We start from the raw sequence: 636 nt of genomic DNA, 5'->3' as shown, positions 1-636 counted from the left end.
TCGCCGCCAGCATATGCCATTTTACTTATGGTTGCGACAAAGTTGCTTTCAATCCACTTGGCGTGAAGTCGTATACGACCTTGGCTTCAAGTCCAACCCATTGAAAGAGCCAACCCTTACATCGCTCAAGTCACCCAAGCATTCTTTCAAAAAACAATCTTTAGTTGTGTCTTCAGGTAGGATGGGCCGTTGGCTTGCCGTCAAGCGAGGTTACTTGACGACGCGCTTGGACACTGGTCGCAGTCACGAGGAGGCGCTGGGGCCCGCCTTTTATAGTGATCACCAATCCTGGTTGCACTCGGTGGTTTTGCACGTTTGATCGGTGGTCGCGCGTGTCGCACATTCGTTGAGCGCGCGATCCGATGCGTCGCCCTGATCGCCGAAATTGTAGCTGTAGCCGTAGGTTCCGTTTTCGGACACGGCGACGCAGCCCCACGCAAATGCCGGTGAGGTGCTGGCGACGGTAATGAATAGAGCTGATGTGGCGAGGGCAACGCGGAAGTACTTGTTCATGATATCTCGTGGCTTAAGGGACGTTGTTCGAAGCTATCATGACTAGGGGATAAGGCAGCGCAATAGACCTCCACGGGTTCGCCCCAAAAATAGTCCGAATTCCCGAGGCGAAGAAATCGTCGC

Annotated in this window: 1 protein-coding gene; it reads right to left on the bottom strand. The window is 53.6% G+C overall.

Features of this window, described 5'->3' with window-relative positions:
- Nucleotides 1-279: 279 nt before the first annotated feature.
- Nucleotides 280-513 carry a DUF4189 domain-containing protein gene (locus AC2YI2_RS35130; protein ID WP_487391138.1) on the bottom strand — a complete coding sequence of 78 codons (234 nt, stop codon included), beginning with the start codon at nt 511-513 and terminating at the stop codon, nt 280-282.
- Between the last annotated feature and the right edge of the window lie 123 nt (nt 514-636).

It is taken from the genome of Rhizobium sp. SRI_017 (assembly GCF_057586295.1).
Note: the sequence above shows the minus strand (reverse complement) of the source record. Positions and strands in the feature narration are given on the sequence as shown.

Excerpts from the sequence above, each read along its gene's own strand:
- AC2YI2_RS35130 (WP_487391138.1), bottom strand. The coding sequence starts at position 513 with ATGAACAAGTACTTCCGCGTTGCCCTCGCCACATCAGCTCTATTCATT.